Genomic DNA, 15,348 nt, shown 5'->3' on the forward strand with positions numbered 1-15,348 from the left:
TTCACGCAGAAGGAAACCGCATGTCCATCCTCTTCGAACCGTTCACGATCCGCAATCTGACGCTGCCCAATCGCGTCGTCATGGCGCCGATGACACGCAATTTCTCGCCCGGCGGCGTACCGGGACAGAACGTCGCTGATTATTATGCGAAGCGGGCGGAAGCGAACGTCGGGTTGATCGTATCGGAAGGCACGGTGATCAATCGCCCCGGCGCGGCGAACGACAGCGGTATTCCGCATTTCCACGGCGAAAAGGCGCTCGCCGGATGGAAGAAGGTGGTCGACGATGTTCATGCCAAGGGCGGCCTGTTCGCCCCGCAGATCTGGCACACCGGCATCGTGAAGCCGCAGTTCCCCGACAAGCCGCGCCCCGGTGAGCCGGAAGGCCCTTCCGGCCTGTTCAAGCCCGACGAACCGCTCGGCAATGCGATGACCGAGAACGATGTGATCGACACGATCGAAGCCTATGCGCAGGCCTGCGAGGATGCAGTTGCCATCGGCTGCGACGCGGTCGAGTTGCATGGCGCGCATGGGTATCTTATCGACCAGTTCTTCTGGGACGGCACCAATCAGCGGAACGACAAGTGGGGCGGCGCCACCCTGACGGAACGCGCCCGCTTCGCCACCGATGTCGTCAAGGCCGTGCGCGCGCGCATCGGCGACACGCCGCTGATCCTGCGCATCAGCCAGTGGAACCAGCAGGACTACGCCCGCCGCCTCGCCACCACGCCTGACGATTTGGCCGCATGGGTGCAGCCGCTGGTCGATGCCGGCGCGGATGTACTTCACTGCTCGCAGCGCCGCTTCTGGGACCCGGAGTTCCCCGAACTCGACGGCGAGGAAGGGCTGAACTTCGCGGGCTGGGTCAAGAAGCTGACCGGTGTGCCGACGATCAGCGTGGGTTCCGTCTCGCTCGACCGCGATTTCTTCACCAGCTTCGGGGGCAAGGACAGCAGCGCCGCCGATCTCGGTCAGCTCGAACGCCGCATGGAAGCGGGCGAGTTCGACCTGATCGCCGTGGGCCGCGCGTTGATCTCCAACCCCGACTGGGTGGAAAAGGTCCGCGCGGACGAAGTCGACAAGCTCGAAGGCTTCACGCCGCAGCACCTGCGCGAACTGGTCTGAGCCTCAGACTTCCCCAACGTTGCCGGGCGTTCTAAACCCGGCGCTATGACCCGCGTCTTCCCTCCCGCATTCCGTGTTTTGCACGGGCGGGAAGGGGGCGCGGGTTTTCTGCGACAGGACTGTGTTCCATGTGTTGCATCGAACAGGTTTGAGGACGCGCGCACATGGACAATCTGACCCACAGCCTCACCGGCGCGCTGCTCGGCCAGGCGGGGCTGAAGCGCAAGACGGGTCTCGCCATGCCCGCGCTGATTATCGGCGCGAACATTCCCGATATCGACGCGAGCTGCACGATCTACGGCCTGCAAAGCCTCGCCATGCGGCGCGGGATCACGCACGGCCCGATCGCAATGGTTTTGCTGCCGCTGCTGCTGGCAGGCGCGCTGTATTGGTACGACCGCTGGCAAACGAAACGTGGCAAGCGGCCGGAGGGGCGGCTGCCGTTGCGCTTCGGCTGGCTCTATGCTCTGTCGCTGCTCGGCTGCCTGACCCACCCGGCGCTCGACTGGATGAACGTCTATGGCGTGCGGCTGCTCGAGCCCTTCAGCAGCGAATGGTTCTACGGCGATACGCTGTTCATCGTCGATGTGTGGCTATGGGCGCTGATGATCGTCGCGACATGGTGGTCGCTTCGGCGCGAGAGGCGCGGGCAGAACGGGCGCAAGGTCGCGATTGCGGCCATTGCGGTGGCGCTGTTCTATATCGGCACGAACTGGACAATCACGCGCGATGCCGAACGGCTGGCGTTGAACGGCGATGTCTATAGCGAAACGATCGCTTCACCCGTGCCGGCACGCTTCTGGGAGCGCGAGCTTGTCTATCCGCAGGCGCAGGGGCGGGTGGCCATTGTGCCGGGCTACACTGGTCCGTCGAGCGATCGTCTGAACGTGGACCAGCCGTGGGATGTGCCGCTCGACTGGTGCGATCTGGATGCTGCACGACGGACAGACCCGGACCTCGACGCTTTCCTCTTCTGGTCGCGCGCGCCATTCGTCCAGCTGCGCGAAGATGGGAGCGCGGTTCTGCGCGATGCGCGGTTCTACGATCCGCTGGCACGCGACCGCTTCAGCGTCGATCTGGATCAGGGCGTGTGCGACGCGTCCGGGTCGGCCAGGCGGTCGGCAGTGGCGCGGGCGGGGCGATAGAGCAGGGCGGCGGCGAGGAAGGCCCAGCCAGCACCTCCCAACCACCCGGCGATGACGTCGCTGGGGAAGTGCACGCCCAGCATCACGCGGCTCCATGCGACCAGCGCGCTGATCGCCATGGCGGAAAGGAGGATGGTATAACGCACGCTCTCCCGCTGGCTGAGCGAGGCGAAGGCGATGGCCATGCCGATATACACGACCGCCGCGCCGAAGCTGTGGCCGCTGGGGAAGCTCTCTCCGCCAGCTTCGGTCAGGTGCGGAACGATCTGCGGCCGCTCGCGCCCGACCAGAAGCTTGACGCCGGTGTTGGCAAGCCAGCCGGATACGACCGTGGCGGCATAGAGCACCGCCTCGCGCCGCAGCTTGAGGAACAGGAGGGCCACAACCGCGGCGATGGCGAACAGGTTGCGCAGAAAGACGCCGCCCAGCGCGGTAACGTCGCGCACGCTTTCGAAGATCAATTCCGGCCCGCGCGGATGCAGGTCTTCGCCTGTACGGTAGGACAGGAGACCACGCGCGTCGAAACCGGCGGTCAGGTCGTGGGTGAGGAGGTAGACCATCACGGCAAACCCTGCCCAGCACACCGCCGCTGCGATCAGCGCCTTGCGCCGGTTGATGGTAAAGCCTCTGGCGGGCAGGGTCACACGCTCTGCAGGTACGGGAGGTTCGGCGGCGTGCATGGCGAGGGAACCCTTCGGCGCGGCCCCTCGTTCCCATCGCACCTGCCGGCAAAGCAGGGGCAGGGATAACAGGGGCAGGAATGACAAAACCGCAAATCGTGTGGCTCCGCCGCGACCTTCGCATGGCGGACAATCCCGCGCTATATCACGCAGCTCAGGAAGGGCCGGTGGTGCCGGTCTACATCCTCGACGACGATGCTGCGGGCGATCATGCCTATGGGGGTGCGTCGCGCTGGTGGCTGCATCATTCGCTGCAAAGCCTTGGCAAAAGTCTTGGCAAGCATGGCGTGCCGATCACACTTCGACGCGGCGATGCCGCGGACGAACTGGCTAAGATTGCGGAGGAGGTCGGGGCCGAAACCATCCACGCCAACCGCCATTACGAACCGTGGTGGCGCAAGGCGCAGGGGGCGCTGGCCGATAGGCTGGACTTGCAGCTTTACGACGGGAATTATCTTTTCCCGCCCGGTCACGTCACAACCGGATCGGGCGATCCGTACAAGATTTACTCCCCCTTTGCCCGCGCCATGCTCGAACAGATGCCGCCGCGCGATGAACTGCCTGCGCCCGACAGCTTCACGCACCCGGATAGCTGGCCGAAAAGTGACGCGTTGAATGATTGGGCCTTGCTGCCCACGAAGCCCGACTGGTCGGGCGGGATCGCCAATTTCTGGGAAGTGGGCGAGGAGGCGGCTCACGACCGCCTCGACTGGTGGCTAGATCACGTCGACGACTACGACGATGGGCGCAATCTGCCTTCGCAGGACACCACCAGCCGGATGTCGCCGCACCTCCACTGGGGCGAAATCTCGCCGGTCCAGATATGGCACCGCATGAAGGACAAGCGCAGCCAGGGTTGGAAGACTTTCGAGAAGGAGATCATCTGGCGCGATTATGCCCAGAACGTGATCTGCCAGTTCCCGGCCTATCCCAAGGAAAGCTACCGCGATTACGACGAGCAGACTCTGTGGCGCCACCCCAGCCGCGGGCACCTGATCCAAGAAGACCTCGAAGCGTGGCAGAGGGGAATGACCGGCTACCCCATCGTCGACGCTGGGATGCGCCAGCTGTGGCAGACCGGCTGGATGCACAACCGCGTGCGCATGATCTGCGCCAGTTTTCTCGTAAAGCATCTGCTGATCGACTGGCGGCAGGGCGAGCAATGGTACTGGGACTGCCTTGTCGACGCGGACTACGGCAACAACGGCGTCAACTGGCAGTGGATTTCCGGCACCGGCGTCGACAGCAATATGTTCAGCCGCATCATGGCGCCGCTCAGCCAGAGCGAGAAGTTCGACGCGGCGGGGTATATCCGCGAATATGTGCCCGAACTGGCGAATTGCGAGGAGGCGTGCATTCACGATCCGCCCGATAACAGGCGCGGCAAATACCCGGCCAAGATGATCGGCCACAAGGAAGCGCGGGAGCGAGCGCTTTCGGCCTACCGCGAGGCGAAGAACGGCTGAACCCTTCTTGCCCGTCTGTTCAGGTCACGCCATAGAGGCGCGCATGAATGCAGAGGGGATGACAGGCGGCCAGCACCTTCTGGCAGGGGGGCAGCGGTTCGAACGCTCGCCCGGCCTTCTGGCGCGGGCCTTCGCGCCCGGCTTCCACAAGATGCTCGACCGGCTGGACGCAGGTATAGAACGCGGCGCTATCGTCGGTCGCCTGCCGGACGGCACGACGCGGCGGCTGGGCGGACGCGCGCCCGGTTTCGAGGTCGAGATTGCGCTCAACGACTGGCGCGGACTGCTCCGGCTCGCCACCAACGGCTCGATCGGCTGGTACCAGGCCTGGGAAGCGGGCGAGTGGTCCAGCGACGACCTCGTTGACGTCTTCGCGCTTTTCAGCGATAATGCCCTCTCGCTCGGCGACATAGGCCGCGCCAAGGGGCCGTTCCGATGGGCGGCGAAAATCGCGCATCTGCTCAATCGGAACGACATCGCAGGCGCGCAGCGAAACATCGCCGCGCATTACGATCTCGGCAACGAATTCTACGCGCAATGGCTCGACGAGACGATGAGCTATTCGAGCGCGCTTGGCGCTGTGCAGAGCCTCGCAGACGCCCAGCGCGCAAAGTGGGACGAACTGGCGCGGCGGATTGGCGATGCGCGCGAGGTGCTGGAAATCGGCTGCGGCTGGGGCGGCTTGGCCGGTTATCTGGACGGGCGCGGGGCGGAGGTGACGGCGATCAGCCTCTCCGACCAGCAGCTGGCATGGGCGCGGGCGCATAACCCCGGCCCGGACTACCGTAAGCAGGATTACCGCGACGTCGCGGGCCAGTTCGATGCCATCGTCAGCGTAGAGATGGTCGAGGCGTTGGGCCGCGAATACTGGCCAGCCTTCATGGACAGCCTCGACCGCAATCTGCGGCCCGGCGGGCGGGCAGCGATCCAGTATATCTCGATGCGCGACGAAGTGTACGATGCCTATGCCAAGAGCGCCGACTTCATCCAGGCCTACATCTTCCCCGGCGGCGTGCTGATCCGCACCAGCGAGTTCCGGCAACTGGCCGAAGCGCGCAAGTTGGCTTGGACCGACCAGCGCGATTTTGGGTTGGACTACGCCGATACGCTCAAGGCGTGGCGCATCGCCTTCGACGCCGCGGCGGAGGCGGGGCGGCTTCCGGCGGGGTTCGACGAACGCTTCGTGCGATTGTGGCGTTACTACCTCGAATATTGCGAGGGCGGTTTTCATGGTGGCGGGATCGACGTCCATCAGGTCACGCTGATCAAGGGAGAGCAATGATGTTCCGCAAACTGGCAATCGCCGCGAGTGCGCTGACGCTGGCGTCATGCATGGCGAGCCCCGCGAATTATAGCGCCGATGTGGCGCCCATCGTGACGCAGTCGGTGCCCGAAACAGCGGTCGATCGCAGCGCAGCCAATTCTATCCTGTTCTGGAGCGACGAGCGCCGCTCCGCCGCTTTCCGCAACATGGAAGGCCTCTTCACGGGCCTCGAAGCGGCGCAGACCGGCCCGGTGCGGGTGATGCCGCAGGGCGAGGCGCTGCCTGCCGCCACCGGCAAGGCTGCGCATGACTTCATCGCCGGCACCAATGCTGCCGGGCTAATGGTGCTGCAGGATGGCAAGGTGCGGTTCGAGCAGTACGGTCTCGGCTTCGGGCCGGACGGGCGCTGGACCAGCTTCTCCGTCGCCAAGAGCTTCACCTCGACCCTGCTCGGTGCGGCGATCCTCGATGGCAAGATCGCCAGCCTCGAAACGCCTGTTACCGAGATCGTCCCTGAACTGGCTGGAACCGCCTACGATGGCGTCACGGTCGGCCAGATCGCCACGATGACATCGGGCGTGAAGTGGAACGAGGACTACACCGACCCAAACAGTGACGTCGCGAAAATGCTGACCATCGACCCGGTCGAGGGCGAATCGATGATAATCACTTACGCCCGCACGCTTGGGCGGGAGGCTCCGGCAGGCGAGAAGTGGGTCTATAAGACGCTGGAGACCAACCTTCTCGGCCTGATCGTGGAGCGTGCGGTGGGCCGTTCGCTGGCGGATTACGCTGGGGAGAAGATCGCGCGGCCTGCTGGTTTCGAAGGCAGTCTGTTCTGGATGCTCGACTTCACTGGAAGCAATATCGCGGGTTGCTGTATCTCACTGCGGCTGAGCGATTACGCGCGTTTCGGGCAGTTCGTGCTCGAAGGCGGGAACGGCACCGTTCCGCCGGGATGGTTCGCTCAAGCGAGCAAGGCACAGGTGAGCTTCGGTCCGAACGCGCCGGGTTTCGGTTATGGCTACCAGTGGTGGGCCTACCCGCAGGGCTACGGCGCGCAGGGTATTTTCGGGCAGGCGATTACCATCGTGCCGGAAAAGAACCTGGTGGTGGCCGTGGTAAGCAACTGGCCGACGGCGACCAGCAATGCGAACCGGCAGGCGTTCCGCGACCTCGTCGCGCAGATCGCCGCCGACTAGTTTAGAAAGCGCGCGGCTGCGGCGTGCCTTGGCGGTAACGCTCGAGCAGATTGTCGTGAACGATCGGGCTGAGCAGCTGGCTGAAAGCGCAGCCGACCAGATTGTTCTCCCACCAGATCACCTCGCCCTGCAGGGACTCGAGGCCGGGGAGGGTCAGCCAGCATATCGCGCCCATGTGCATGCGGCTTACGGCAGTGGCGGAGAAACCCGACAACGACAGATCATGCACGACCGTTTGGAATCCGCGTCCGCCGGACTGGCGAAGCTGCGCCGGAATGACGAGTCGCGTGCGCGGGGCAGAGCGGTCTTCCTGCGCTGCCAGCGCATATTTGTCGCGTGAATCCACGGTCATAGTCCACCCTTTCGCTCGCGCGGGCCCCTCGCAGGATTGCGAAACCAGCCCGCGCGCGACGGGCCAGTCACCCACGTATCCGCTGACAAGGGTTTAGAGCGTCTGAAAGAGAATGGTTAACGGCGCGCCAACGATGGCGGTAATCAGCCGTCCACGCGCTCTCGATGTCCGGTCGTGAAGTCCGATTGCACGAGTTCCGAGAGGCGGGTTGCCACGACCTCGGGCTGCTTGACCGTCTTCGGATCTTCGCCCGGATAGGCGCGTGCGCGCATCTGCGTCCGGGTCGCGCCGGGGTCGACGATGGCGACGCGGATGTGTCCGATCTTGGCGACTTCCTGCGCGTAGCTTTCCAGCAGATTGTCGAACGCCGCCTTGGTGGACCCGTAAGCGGACCAGTAGGCGCGCGGCGCTTCGCCGACACTGCTGGTCAGTCCGACGACACGCGCGTCCTTGCTGCGCTTCAGCATCGGATCGAGCGAGGCGAGCAGGGTCTGGGTTGCAAGCACGTTGACCGTCAGCGCATTGCCGAACTGCTTTGCATCGATCTGCGTAACGGGCGTCAGGCTGGGCAGGACGGCGGCGGATAGCACCAGCAGGTCGAGCGACTCGAACCGCTCCGCCAGCGCGGCCGCGAGACGGGGGATGGCATCCTGCTCCGCCAGGTCCATCGGCGCGATAATCGCGTGGCCTCCCGCGGCGTGAATCTCGTCCTCGACCTTTTCGAGCGCCTTGGCATCTCGCGACACGATGACGACCTGCGCGCCCTTGGCGGCAAGATCCTTGGCAACGGCTGCGCCGATACCGCGACTGGCACCCGTGACCAGCGCAAGCTGGCCGTCGAACGGCTTGTCTGCGGACATCAGGCTACCTTGCCGACCGGCAAAGTCAGTTGGGCCGTCTTGCCTTCGCGTTCCGTCAGGTCGGTCAGCGGAGTGGGATAGTCGCCGGTGAAACACGCATCGCAATATTGCGGGCTATCGGCGTTGCGGCCCTTGACGCCGACGGCGCGGTAAAGGCCGTCGATCGACACGAAGGCGAGGCTGTCGGCATGGATGAATTCCGCCATCGCCTTCACTTCCATGCGCGCGGCAAGCAGTTTGGAACGTTCGGGCGTGTCGACGCCGTAGAAGCAGCTGTGGCTGGTCGGCGGGCTGGCGATCCGCATGTGGACCTCCTTCGCGCCGGCATCGCGCATCATCTGCACGATCTTGAGGCTGGTCGTGCCGCGCACGATCGAATCGTCGATCAGCACGATGCGCTTGCCTTCCACCAGCATCCGGTTGGCATTGTGCTTGCGCTTCACGTCCGCGTGGCGCGCGCCGTCGCTGGGCTGGATGAAAGTGCGACCGACGTAGTGCGAGCGGGTGATTGCCAGCTCGAACGGAATACCGCTGCGCTGGGCATAGCCGATCGCGGCAGGCACGCCGCTGTCGGGCACGGGCACGACATAATCCGCCTCACACGGAGATTCGGAGGCGAGTTCCGCGCCGATCTGCTTGCGAACCGCATAGACCGAAAGGTCGTCGAACACCGAATCCGGTCGGCTGAAATAGACATGCTCGAAGATGCACGGCCGCGAGGGATGATTGCCGAAGGGGCGATGCTGCTTGATCGAGCCATCGTGGCTGACCTGGATCAGCTCGCCCGGTTCCACCTGTCGCATGAATTCCGCGCCAACCACGTCGAGCGCCACGGTTTCGCTGGCGAAGACGACTGCGTCACCGAGTTTGCCCATCACCAGCGGGCGGATGCCCAGCGGGTCGCGGCAGGCAATCATGCCTTCGGGCGTCATGCAGATGAGCGAATAGGCGCCTTCCACCATCCGCAGTGCGTCGACGAACTTGTCGAGCACGGTGGGATAACGGCTCGTCGCGACCAGATGGATGATGACTTCCGTGTCGGAGGTCGACTGGAAGATCGATCCCTTGGCCACCAGATCGCGGCGCAGCGCGGCGGCATTGGAGATATTGCCGTTATGCGCGATGGCGAAGCCGCCAGCGGCAAGGTCCGCGTAGAGCGGCTGCACGTTGCGGAGGCCCGAGCCGCCCGTGGTCGAATAACGAACGTGTCCCGCTGCCATTGCACCGGGGAGTTCCGCCATCGCTTCTGCGCTGGAAAAATTGGCGACAACGTGGCCGAGGCCGCGACGGGTGAAGAATTCCTTCCCGTCGAAGCTGACCATGCCTGCCGCTTCCTGTCCGCGATGCTGCAAGGCGTGCAGGCCGAGCGCAACAACGGGCGCCGCTTCGGGCGCGCCGATGACGCCGAAGACGCCGCATTCTTCGCGGAGCTTGTCGCCGTCCGCGTCGAGGAAAGGGTTCGTCAGGTTCATGCCGATGGTCTGCCCGATTGGGGGTTGCGCAGGGGCCGCTTCAATGGCGGTTCGCGCGCGCATTTACAAGGGGCTGGCGCAGGCTTCGGAGCGTACAGCAACTTGACCCCCGATATAATGTGATAGTATTATATAACGGTAATGAGTCGTTCAGGTGAGGCAGGGCAGCGATGAAACGAGTGAATGGCTATCTGGAGGGGTCGATTATGCGGCTCGGACTTATTGCAGGGGTTATCGGACTGGTCGGGATCAGCGTTCCCGCTGTCCTGTCGGCCCAGAAAGAGGACCGGGCCTCCACGGTGTCGCCCAGCCTGACCGCTACCGTTGAAGGTGTGGTCGGGGCCGATAGCAAGCAGTTGCAGATTGGTTCACTCGATGTGAACGTGATGACTCACGGCGGGCTCGCGATGACCGAGATGACCGTGCGGTTCGACAATCCCGGCAACGACACGCTCGAAGGCCAGTTCGCGATGGACCTGCCGAAGGGTAGCGTCCTCACCGGCTATGCGCTCGACGTCGGCGGCGAGATGATCGAAGGCGTCCTCCAACCCCGCGACCGGGCGCGCGAGGCATTCGAACGGCGCGTGGTTCGCCGGATCGATCCTGGCCTTGCGGAGGTCAGCTTTTCCGACCGCTTCGAAACCCGCGTCTACCCGATCTTCCCGCAGAACGGCCGAACCATTCGCATCCTCTTCGCCAGCCCGCTGGAGGCGGACGGGACCTATCGCCTGCCGCTCAACACGCAGACCGTGAAGACATATTCGCTTCGTGTCGAAGGCAGTGAAACTGCGCCGGGCAAGGGCATCGACTGGACGCAATCCGGCGGGGCCTGGATCGCCAGCGGCACCAATAGCAGCGTGACCGGCGATATTGAGTTCCGCGCCCCTTCCGGGGATGGCCTCACGCTGAGCGAGCATCCGGGCGAGGGCCAGTTCTTCGAGTTGGCGGGCGAGGCACCGCGCGGCGATGCTTCGGCCCGCGGACCGTTGACGATCCTGTGGGACCGTTCCGTCTCGCGGCTCGACGACGACCTCGCCGCCGAGGCTGATCTTGCCCAGACGCTCGCCCAGCGGCTGCGCGTTGGCAAGGTCAACCTCGTCCTGTTCGACAGTCGCTCGATCGAACGCTTGAGCGTCGATGCAGGGGACATTGCAGAAACCCTCGGCAAGGTGCGCTACGCGGGCGGAACCAGTTACGAAGCGCTCCCTGAGGAAATCGCTGACGCTACCGGCACCTGCGTTCTATTTTCTGACGGGCGCGCCACCATCGGCGACCGCGCGAATTTCAGCCGCACGTCCTGCCGGTTGAGTACGGTCACTTCCGGGGCGGAGGCGGACAAGGCCTGGCTCGAGGCGCAGGCGCGCTTGCAGGGTGGCTCGTTCGTCGATTTGCGCGACGAAGGTGCGGGGTCGCCTGTCGATGCCCTTCTGTCTGCGCCGAACCTGCCGCGCCTGACTGACAGTTCGGGCGCCGCGATACCCGTCCGCGTACTTCCTGCGCCGGACGGACGCTTTCGCATGGTCGGCCAGATGCCGGAGGATATGCGGATCGAAGTGAATGGCCGCGGCATCCCGGTTAACCGCCGCGCCGTGCCCATGTTCGCCGCACCGGGCGCGCTGTGGGCCTCGCAGCGCCTCTCGCTGATGCAGGACGGGCGCAGCATCGAGGAAATCGCCGAGGAAGCGCGCCGCTGGTCGGTGGCGACGCCGGGCGTCAGCTTCATCGTGCTCGAAACGCCGTGGGACTATGCCGACAGCGGTTTTACTCCGCCGGATTCCTACCCCAAGCCCCTGCGCGCGGAATATGACCGTCTCGTCGCGCAAAACGCGGCCAACGCGAAGGCGATGGACACGCAGCATTACGCAGGGCTCGAAGCGATGTGGAAGCAGCGCAAGGAGTGGTGGCGCACCGGCAAATGGTCGGACAACAGCAACGAGATCGTGCTGACGGGCTCGCGCCGAGATCCGAATATGCCGGTTCCGCCGCCACCTCCGCCCGTGCCGGTCATGGCGCCCCCACCGCCCGTGGCTCCGCCGCCTCCCGTCGCCGTCCAGACGCGCCCGATGCCGGACGAAGAAGCCAAGCCCGAAAACATAGTCGTGACCGGACGGGCCGTGCGGCAGAGTGTCGAGCGCGTGACGACTGTCGATGTCGAGGAATCCGCGGCTGACGCTTCCGCAGAATACGTCGGGCTGGAAGGCAGTCCTGCCGGGCAGGGCGTCCAGATCGTCACAGCCGAATGGTCTGCCGACCGCGATTACATCGACACATGGGACAAGGCCGGTTCCGGCTGGGCCGACGCCGTGCGCCGCACCGAGGAAGAGAACGGCGAACTGCCGCTGTTCTATCTCGACCTCGCGGAGTGGCACTTCTCCAAGGGCCGCAAGGTCGAGGCGATGCGCGCTGCCGAGGCCGCGCTCGACCTGCCCTCGCGCGACAATCTGACGCTCTACATCGTCGCCCAGCGGCTGCTGCGCTACGGTGATGCGGCGCGCGCGATCTGGCTGCTCGAACAACTGACCGACCGCGAGGCGGAGCGCCCGCATCCGTGGATGGCGCTGGCCGATGCCTATGCCAAGCGCGGGCGCGACACCGGCAATCGTGCCGACACGGCCAAGGCGCTGGAGCTGATGACCAAGGTCGCGATGGAACGCTGGCCGGGCGAGTACCAGCGGGTCAACGAATTCGCTCTGGCAGAAGCCAATGCGCTTATCGTCGCGCTGGGCGGGGCGGATGCGAAGGAGGTGACGCTGGACAGGAAGTTCATCGACGCCCTGCCGCTCGACCTGCGCGTGGTATCGCAATGGAACACGCCGCGCACCGATATCGACCTGTGGGTGCGCGAGCCCTCGCGCGAGGAAGTCGGTTTCAACAACCGCAACTCCAAGACCGGGGCGCGCTATCTGCACGACATCACGCTGGGCTACGGACCGGAGGAATATGCGATCAAGAAGGCGCCTGACGGCACCTATCGGATCGAACTGAAGACCTTCGCCGCCGACCGGCGCGATCCAAACGGCCCTTCGACCGCGACGGTTCGCCTCATTCGCGGCTTCGCAACCCCGCAACAGAGCGAACGCGTGATCGACGTTGAAATGCGGCCCGATGCCGACGGTCGCAGGTTGGTGGGTACGATCACGGTGGAGTAGGGCGCTCTCTCGCCTTGCCAAACGCCATGTTGCGCCGCACAACGGCACCATGCGGATCGCCGTCATCGACGAAAGCAGGGCGAGGGCCTCGATCATCGAGGACGGGCTGCGTCATTTCGACGACGCCGAGATCTTCGTCCTGTCGGACCGCACGGGCCTTATCGCCCGGATAGCGGAGATAGAACCGGACATCGTACTGATCGATCTCGGCAATCCGGCGCGCGATGTGCTCGAGGAATACTTCGCCGTCAGCCGCGCACTGGCGCGGCCAATCGCCATGTTCGTCGACGAAAGCGATGACGAGGCGATTGCGGCGTCCATTGACGCCGGCGTGTCCGCCTACGTGGTGGATGGTCTGGCCGCGCCGCGTATCCGCCCGCTGCTCGACCTGGCGATCCGCCGGTTCAACGCCTTCGCTCGCCTCGAAGAGGATTTGGCGGAGGCGCGCGGACGTCTGCAGGAGCGCGAAACCGTGGATCGTGCCAAGCGCATCCTGATGAACGAACGCAAATGCTCGGAGCCCCAAGCCTATGCCGAACTGCGCCGCAAGGCGATGGATTCGAACCGCCGCATCGCGTCCATCGCGGTTTCGGACAGTCCGGTTCGAGGGCGGGGCGGCCATTTCGCCTAGGGGCCGCTTGCTGCTTGACGACTATGAGGCATTCCCAAAGTCATCGCTGCCATTTTCGGTGCTATGTTTTGCTGCTGCATCCGATCACTACAAGCGGACGGTTATTCGGAAGCGCAAGAACTGCGCCGGATTGAACCGCGTCGACTTGAACAAATCCGCGTCAGTGGATACGTGGACGCTGCACACGGTGTCGCTGCAAAGTAGCTGGATCGGCAATGAAATTCGATTTAGTCTGGCGACTGGCGGTGCGCTGATCAAATCCGCGACGAATAAAGCTATGCGGGGGCATGGTCACGGGGGGATGTTTGCCAACTGCGGGCGATATCACAGTTGCTGAAACCCTGAAGTTGCTGGAGACGAGCTCTCCGGGGCTGGCAGATGGCGTCGCGCGCGGTCTCTACGCGCTGTGGCTCGGATCCGGCATTTCGCTCGAGCGGGTGGTCGGTGTTCCTGCCGTGATCGGCCGCGTCATAGAATATCTGCGCTCGCGGATGGACCCGGCGAGCGATGCCTGCCGCTACAAGATTGCGCTCGACCAAGTGCTTGCGCAGCTTTCGCCGCCGGAGCGTCAACTCCTGCATCTCGACCAGCCGATCGAAGATTGGCCGGCGGACGACAGAAAAGCCATCACTTGCCGGCTGGCAGGCTTTTATTCTGAAGTCCTCGAGACCCAGCTCGAGGGCGAAGCTGACGCCGACTTCTTGCTCTGGCAGGCCGTTGATGTGCAAGGCAGCTTTACTGGCGACGATCCTGACGCTGAGCATCTCTGCATTGTGATGCTGGCCCTTGAGGGCGCGTTTCGAGACATCTCCTCAGCCAACTGGGATTATCTGATCGAAGCCGCCGAGCGGGACTTGGCTGGCGCCGTCGGAGCGCAGATGGACGTCTGTATTCGTGCCGGCGATTTTCAGGATGCCAGCGGTCGCGCGAAGCTCCTCAAATATCATGGCTGCGCCGTGAAGGCGGTGGTTGAGCCTGACATCTATCGCCCGTTGCTGATCGCCCGAACGCCACAGATTCAAGGCTACCGACACAACGCGGCTTACAACGTCATGCGCGGCCATCTAGTCACGCTCGTGCAGCAGCGCCGCACCCTGATGATCGGCTTCTCGGCTCAGGATAATGATGTTCAGGAGATTTTCGTCGAGGGCGCCCAGCACAGCGACTGGGATTGGATGGCGGTCCCTAAGGCCTTCGTCTTTGCCGAAGAAGCACTGAAACAGGGTCAGAAAGGCGTGCTCACCAGCGCCTATGGCGAAGCGGACTATCATGCCAATCGCATTGCGATCGAAGGTGACGCGCAGGTGCGAGCTTTCGCCAAGCCGCTACTGATCGCATTGCTGCTCAGTGTCCTTGAATTAAAGGCGGCCGCCCTTTGTGATCTGGCGTTGCCTCCGGCGTGGCTGGCGGATGAGAAAGCTGCCGTCACCACTGGTTTGCGGCACCTGCGCGATGGTGCCGCAGCGACAGCAGCCGATTCGCTCGCCTTCGTTCGCGCACTGATCCGCGCACTCAATCATGGCCAGGATCTCTTCCAGCATGGCAACACCGACCATGGGCTCTATCTGCCGATCAGCCGCGAGTCGCTCCAACAGATCGGTAGCGTGAATGCGGCGACCGGACTTCGCCAGGCCTCCGTCGCACTGGCCCTGTTGGGTCGTGGCGCCGAAACCGGGGATTGGGAGCTCACCAACCACGCCGCCGGCAACACGCCCATCCTGCTCCATCAGGACGGCAAGACAACCCGCGTGTTCCTCGCCGCCAATGACTATGTCGCATTTAGCATGCTACAGAATGGGCATGTCGATAACGAAACCGACAATACAGTGGTGTTGCTCAGCGCTTCTGCCCGGCAGCGCAACGCACGTTTTCCGGGCGGAAAATATGGTCGCGACGGCAAGGCCATGCTGCGCGAAATCTGCATGACCTCGGTGATCGAGGATGCCACCGACGCCACCGACTTGCTCGAATCTTTCAAGCGGAGCGCAAGTCTATGAGACCGT

13 protein-coding genes are annotated in these 15,348 nt (G+C 64.1%); 9 read left to right on the forward strand and 4 right to left on the reverse strand.

Annotation, left to right across the window (positions count from 1 at the left end):
- Nucleotides 1-20 precede the first annotated feature (20 nt).
- Together ACXYN8_RS06130 and ACXYN8_RS06135 are read left to right on the forward strand one after the other, a co-directional pair.
- Nucleotides 21-1,124, forward strand: coding sequence for an NADH:flavin oxidoreductase (locus ACXYN8_RS06130; protein ID WP_458888434.1), 1,104 nt, complete (start codon nt 21-23; stop codon nt 1,122-1,124).
- Between the two features lie 164 nt (nt 1,125-1,288).
- Nucleotides 1,289-2,269: a metal-dependent hydrolase gene (locus ACXYN8_RS06135; protein WP_458888435.1), complete on the forward strand. Its 981-nt coding sequence runs from the start codon at nt 1,289-1,291 to the stop codon at nt 2,267-2,269.
- Here the strand turns inward: ACXYN8_RS06135 and ACXYN8_RS06140 are convergent.
- Nucleotides 2,206-2,949 carry a phosphatase PAP2 family protein gene (locus ACXYN8_RS06140; RefSeq protein WP_458888436.1) on the reverse strand — a complete coding sequence of 248 codons (744 nt, stop codon included), beginning with the start codon at nt 2,947-2,949 and terminating at the stop codon, nt 2,206-2,208. The two genes, ACXYN8_RS06135 and ACXYN8_RS06140, sit on opposite strands and share 64 nt — an antisense overlap.
- 80 nt (nt 2,950-3,029) lie before the next feature.
- Between ACXYN8_RS06140 and ACXYN8_RS06145 the strand changes: the two genes are divergently transcribed.
- The 3 genes from ACXYN8_RS06145 to ACXYN8_RS06155 are packed head-to-tail and all read left to right on the forward strand — an operon-like array spanning nt 3,030 to nt 6,881.
- The gene (locus tag ACXYN8_RS06145; protein WP_458888437.1) at nt 3,030-4,415 is read left to right on the forward strand and encodes a cryptochrome/photolyase family protein; all 1,386 of its coding nucleotides are present in this window, start codon (nt 3,030-3,032) and stop codon (nt 4,413-4,415) included.
- 43 nt (nt 4,416-4,458) lie between these two features.
- A complete protein-coding gene (locus tag ACXYN8_RS06150; RefSeq protein ID WP_458888438.1) occupies nt 4,459-5,697 on the forward strand; it encodes a class I SAM-dependent methyltransferase in 1,239 nt (412 codons plus the stop codon).
- Nucleotides 5,694-6,881, forward strand: coding sequence for a serine hydrolase domain-containing protein (locus ACXYN8_RS06155; RefSeq protein WP_458888439.1), 1,188 nt, complete (start codon nt 5,694-5,696; stop codon nt 6,879-6,881). The genes ACXYN8_RS06150 and ACXYN8_RS06155 overlap by 4 nt, the downstream gene beginning before the upstream one ends.
- A 1-nt stretch (nt 6,882) precedes the next feature.
- Here ACXYN8_RS06155 and ACXYN8_RS06160 read toward each other — a convergent pair whose 3' ends face one another.
- From ACXYN8_RS06160 to purF, 3 genes are all read right to left on the reverse strand, one after another.
- The gene (locus tag ACXYN8_RS06160) at nt 6,883-7,233 is read right to left on the reverse strand and encodes a PilZ domain-containing protein (RefSeq protein WP_458888440.1); all 351 of its coding nucleotides are present in this window, start codon (nt 7,231-7,233) and stop codon (nt 6,883-6,885) included.
- Nucleotides 7,234-7,376: 143 nt separating this feature from the next.
- Complete coding sequence (locus ACXYN8_RS06165; protein WP_458888441.1) at nt 7,377-8,093, reverse strand: SDR family NAD(P)-dependent oxidoreductase; 717 nt, start codon at nt 8,091-8,093, stop codon at nt 7,377-7,379.
- Nucleotides 8,093-9,565 (reverse strand): amidophosphoribosyltransferase, encoded by a 1,473-nt coding sequence (gene purF / locus ACXYN8_RS06170; RefSeq protein WP_458888442.1) that lies wholly within the window; start codon nt 9,563-9,565, stop codon nt 8,093-8,095. The genes ACXYN8_RS06165 and purF overlap by 1 nt, the downstream gene beginning before the upstream one ends.
- 170 nt (nt 9,566-9,735) lie before the next feature.
- On the opposite strand from purF, the gene ACXYN8_RS06175 reads away from it, so the two are divergent.
- Genes ACXYN8_RS06175 through ACXYN8_RS06190 form a run of 4 tightly spaced genes read left to right on the forward strand, consistent with a single transcriptional unit; the run spans nt 9,736 to nt 15,342 of the window.
- A complete protein-coding gene (locus tag ACXYN8_RS06175) occupies nt 9,736-12,714 on the forward strand; it encodes a VIT domain-containing protein (protein WP_458888443.1) in 2,979 nt (992 codons plus the stop codon).
- Nucleotides 12,715-12,763: 49 nt separating this feature from the next.
- Complete coding sequence (locus ACXYN8_RS06180) at nt 12,764-13,345, forward strand: ANTAR domain-containing response regulator (protein WP_458888444.1); 582 nt, start codon at nt 12,764-12,766, stop codon at nt 13,343-13,345.
- 7 nt (nt 13,346-13,352) lie between these two features.
- Complete coding sequence (locus ACXYN8_RS06185; protein WP_458888445.1) at nt 13,353-13,682, forward strand: hypothetical protein; 330 nt, start codon at nt 13,353-13,355, stop codon at nt 13,680-13,682.
- Nucleotides 13,633-15,342: an SIR2 family protein gene (locus ACXYN8_RS06190; protein ID WP_458888446.1), complete on the forward strand. Its 1,710-nt coding sequence runs from the start codon at nt 13,633-13,635 to the stop codon at nt 15,340-15,342. The genes ACXYN8_RS06185 and ACXYN8_RS06190 overlap by 50 nt, the downstream gene beginning before the upstream one ends.
- The last annotated feature ends 6 nt before the right edge of the window (nt 15,343-15,348 follow it).

It is taken from the genome of Altererythrobacter sp. CAU 1778, from assembly GCF_054482795.1.

Excerpts from the sequence above, each read along its gene's own strand:
- ACXYN8_RS06160 (WP_458888440.1), bottom strand. The coding sequence starts at position 7,233 with ATGACCGTGGATTCACGCGACAAATATGCGCTGGCAGCGCAGGAAGAC.
- purF (WP_458888442.1), bottom strand. The coding sequence starts at position 9,565 with ATGAACCTGACGAACCCTTTCCTCGACGCGGACGGCGACAAGCTCCGC.
- ACXYN8_RS06150 (WP_458888438.1), top strand. The coding sequence starts at position 4,459 with ATGAATGCAGAGGGGATGACAGGCGGCCAGCACCTTCTGGCAGGGGGG.
- ACXYN8_RS06180 (WP_458888444.1), top strand. The coding sequence starts at position 12,764 with ATGCGGATCGCCGTCATCGACGAAAGCAGGGCGAGGGCCTCGATCATC.
- ACXYN8_RS06130 (WP_458888434.1), top strand. The coding sequence starts at position 21 with ATGTCCATCCTCTTCGAACCGTTCACGATCCGCAATCTGACGCTGCCC.
- ACXYN8_RS06155 (WP_458888439.1), top strand. The coding sequence starts at position 5,694 with ATGATGTTCCGCAAACTGGCAATCGCCGCGAGTGCGCTGACGCTGGCG.
- ACXYN8_RS06145 (WP_458888437.1), top strand. The coding sequence starts at position 3,030 with ATGACAAAACCGCAAATCGTGTGGCTCCGCCGCGACCTTCGCATGGCG.
- ACXYN8_RS06190 (WP_458888446.1), top strand. The coding sequence starts at position 13,633 with ATGGTCACGGGGGGATGTTTGCCAACTGCGGGCGATATCACAGTTGCT.
- ACXYN8_RS06135 (WP_458888435.1), top strand. The coding sequence starts at position 1,289 with ATGGACAATCTGACCCACAGCCTCACCGGCGCGCTGCTCGGCCAGGCG.
- ACXYN8_RS06165 (WP_458888441.1), bottom strand. The coding sequence starts at position 8,093 with ATGTCCGCAGACAAGCCGTTCGACGGCCAGCTTGCGCTGGTCACGGGT.
- ACXYN8_RS06140 (WP_458888436.1), bottom strand. The coding sequence starts at position 2,949 with ATGCACGCCGCCGAACCTCCCGTACCTGCAGAGCGTGTGACCCTGCCC.
- ACXYN8_RS06175 (WP_458888443.1), top strand. The coding sequence starts at position 9,736 with ATGAAACGAGTGAATGGCTATCTGGAGGGGTCGATTATGCGGCTCGGA.